This is a genomic window from Pseudomonas sp. NPDC087615 (genome assembly GCF_044743445.1).
GTDB lineage: Bacteria > Pseudomonadota > Gammaproteobacteria > Pseudomonadales > Pseudomonadaceae > Aquipseudomonas > Aquipseudomonas baetica_A.
Genome location: NZ_JBIUWM010000126.1, coordinates 1 through 2,763, shown reverse-complemented (window position 1 = coordinate 2,763; position 2,763 = coordinate 1). Strand labels below are relative to the sequence as shown.

Sequence of the window (2,763 nt, the reverse complement as noted above, 5' to 3'; positions counted from 1 at the left end):
CGCCGAACTGGGCGACCTGGCCGTTACGCCTGAAGCCAACATCATCAAGCTGCCGAACATCAGCGCTTCGGTTCCACAGTTGCAAGCCGCGATCAAAGAGCTGCAAGCTCAGGGTTACAACCTGCCGGACTACCCGGAAACCGTAATCAGCGATGCCGACAAAGACGCCAAGGCGCGTTACGACAAGGTCAAAGGCAGCGCCGTGAACCCGGTTCTGCGTGAAGGCAACTCCGACCGCCGCGCTCCGCTGTCGGTCAAGAACTACGCTCGCAAGCACCCGCACAAAATGGGCGCATGGGCCAAAGACTCCAAGTCCCACGTTGCTCACATGAGCACCGGCGATTTCTACGGCAGCGAAAAAGCCGCCCTGATCGACGCCGCTGACGCTGTGAAAATCGAACTGATCGCCAAAGACGGCACCACGACCGTCCTGAAAGAAAAAACCACCGTTCAGGCTGGCGAGATCCTCGACTGCGCCGTGTTGAGCAAAAACGCCCTGCGCGCGTTCATCGCCGCAGAAATCGAAAGTGCCAAGGCGCAAGGCGTGCTGCTGTCGGTTCACCTCAAAGCAACCATGATGAAGGTCTCCGACCCGATCATGTTCGGCCAGATCGTTGCCGAGTTCTACAAAGACGCGCTGACCAAGCACGCTGACGTGCTGGCCCAGATCGGCTTCAATCTGAACAATGGCATCGGCGATCTGTACGCTCGTATCAAGGCCCTGCCTAGCGATCAGCAAGCGCAGATCGAAGCCGACATGGCAGCGGTCTACGCTGCTCGTCCATCGCTGGCGATGGTCAACTCCGACAAAGGCATCACCAACCTGCACGTGCCGAGCGACGTTATCGTCGATGCCTCGATGCCTGCGATGATCCGTGACTCCGGCAAAATGTGGGGCACCGACGGTCAGTTGCACGACACCAAGGCTGTGATTCCAGATCGCTGCTACGCGACCATCTACCAGGCCGTGATCGAAGATTGCAAAGCCAATGGCGCCTTCGACCCGACCACCATGGGCAGCGTGCCAAACGTTGGCCTGATGGCGAAGAAAGCCGAAGAGTACGGCTCGCATGACAAGACCTTCCAGATCAAGGCTGACGGCATGGTTCGCGTGACCGACAGCAAAGGCACCCTGCTGATGGAGCAGGCTGTTGAAGCTGGCGACATCTTCCGCATGTGCCAGACCAAAGACGCGCCGATCCAGGACTGGGTCAAACTGGCCGTCAACCGCGCTCGCGCCAGCAGCACTCCGGCGATTTTCTGGCTGGACCCGATGCGCGCCCATGACGGCGTAGTGATCGAGAAAGTTCAGGCTTACCTGAAGGATCACGACACTGCCGGCCTGGACATCCAAATCATGGCGCCGGTCGACGCGATGAAGTTCACCCTGCAGCGCACCCGCGAAGGCAAGGACACCATTTCGGTGACCGGCAACGTACTGCGCGACTACCTGACCGACCTGTTCCCGATCATGGAACTGGGCACCAGCGCCAAGATGCTGTCGATCGTGCCACTGATGAACGGCGGTGGCCTGTTCGAAACCGGTGCCGGCGGTTCAGCACCGAAGCACGTGCAGCAACTGGTTGAAGAGAACTTCCTGCGCTGGGATTCGCTGGGCGAATTCCTGGCTCTGGCGGCGTCCCTCGAGCATTTGGGTGTGAACTACAACAACCCGAAAGCGCTGGTTCTGTCCAAGACTCTGGATCAGGCCACTGGCCAGTTCCTCGACAACAACAAGTCGCCGTCGCGCAAAGTCGGCAACATCGACAACCGAGGCAGCCACTTCTACCTGGCGATGTACTGGGCTCAGGCTCTGGCCGCCCAGACCGAAGACGCTGCGCTGCAAGCGCAGTTCGCGACGCTGGCCAAAACCCTGACCGAGAACGAGGCGACCATCGTTGCCGAGCTCAACGCCGTGCAGGGCAAGCCAGTGGACATCGGCGGTTACTACCACGCCAATGCCGAGCTGATCAGCAAGGCCATGCGCCCGAGCGCAACCTTCAACGCGGCGGTTGCTGCGCTGGTTTAAGGTTGTAAAGGGAACATCACAAACCCCGGCCCAGTGCCGGGGTTTGTTTTTGTGGCGTTTGCACCCATTTATCTTTGAAATACAAACCAATGTGGGAGCGGGCTTGCTCGCGAATGCGTCGGTTCAGCCAATAAAGATTTTGAATGACAAACCGCTTTCGCGAGCAAGCCCGCCCCCACAAGGGATTGGGCTTCAACCAATAAATTGAGGAAGGTTTATGGACTGGCTCCCCCACATCACCGTCGCCACCATCGTCGAGGACAACGGCCGCTTCCTGATGGTCGAAGAGCACAAGGCCGGGCGCAACGTACTGAATCAGCCCGCCGGCCATCTCGACCCGAACGAAACCCTGATCGAAGCCGCCATCCGCGAAACCCTTGAGGAAACCGGCTGGGACGTCGAACCGACCGGTGTGATCGGCATTTACCTGTACACCGCACCGAGCAACGGTGTGACCTACCAACGCGTGTGCTTCAGCGCCAAAGCCGTGGAGCACCACCCGGATTACCAGCTCGACGACGGCATCGTCGGCGCCAAGTGGCTGACCCGCGACGAATTAATCGCCCAGCGCGATAACTGGCGCAGCGAGCTGATCATCCGCTGCATCGATGATTATCTGGCCGGCCATCACTTCGGCCTCGAACTGATCCGCCCTTCTCTTTAGCCTTGAGGCCGTGAGCCTGATAGAATCGCGTCCTTTTTCAAGACACTCATTGAATCCCTATGCGTGATCC

At 59.1% G+C, this 2,763-nt stretch carries 2 protein-coding genes; both read left to right on the top strand.

The window, feature by feature from the left end:
- On the top strand, positions 1-2,029 hold a 2,029-nt coding region (locus tag ACIOU6_RS27815; protein WP_401139930.1), incomplete at its 5' end, for an NADP-dependent isocitrate dehydrogenase.
- 217 nt (positions 2,030-2,246) lie between these two features.
- Positions 2,247-2,693 carry an NUDIX hydrolase gene (locus ACIOU6_RS27810; RefSeq protein WP_221730382.1) on the top strand — a complete coding sequence of 149 codons (447 nt, stop codon included), beginning with the start codon at positions 2,247-2,249 and terminating at the stop codon, positions 2,691-2,693.
- Positions 2,694-2,763: the final 70 nt, after the last annotated feature.

Bases quoted from the DNA above. Each gene is read 5' to 3' on its own strand.
- ACIOU6_RS27810 (WP_221730382.1), top strand. From the start codon at position 2,247: ATGGACTGGCTCCCCCACATCACCGTCGCCACCATCGTCGAGGACAAC.